The sequence below is a fragment of the Achromobacter sp. SIMBA_011 genome (assembly GCF_046535435.1).
In the GTDB taxonomy this organism is placed as follows: Bacteria; Pseudomonadota; Gammaproteobacteria; order Burkholderiales; family Burkholderiaceae_B; genus Achromobacter; species Achromobacter dolens.
In genome coordinates, this window is record NZ_JAWRWN010000738.1 from 1 (window position 1) to 259 (window position 259).

At 57.1% G+C, this 259-nt stretch carries 1 protein-coding gene; it reads left to right on the plus strand.

Features of this window, described 5'->3' with window-relative positions:
• Positions 1 to 259 (plus strand): cbb3-type cytochrome c oxidase subunit I (locus SB816_RS32930; protein WP_410548371.1); only part of this gene is annotated, 259 nt, incomplete at both ends.

Genomic DNA, 259 nt, shown 5'->3' on the forward strand with positions numbered 1-259 from the left:
TCGGCATCTTCTCGGAAGTCATCGCGACGTTCTCGAAGAAGCCGCTGTTCGGCTACAAGACGATGGTCTACGCGTCGTGCGCGATCATGGTGCTGTCGTTCTTCGTGTGGCTGCATCACTTCTTCACGATGGGTTCCGGTGCGAACGTGAACGCGTTCTTCGGGATCATGACGATGATCATCGCGATCCCGACCGGCGTGAAGGTGTTCAACTGGCTGTTCACGATGTATCGCGGCCGGATCGAATTCACGACGCCGGT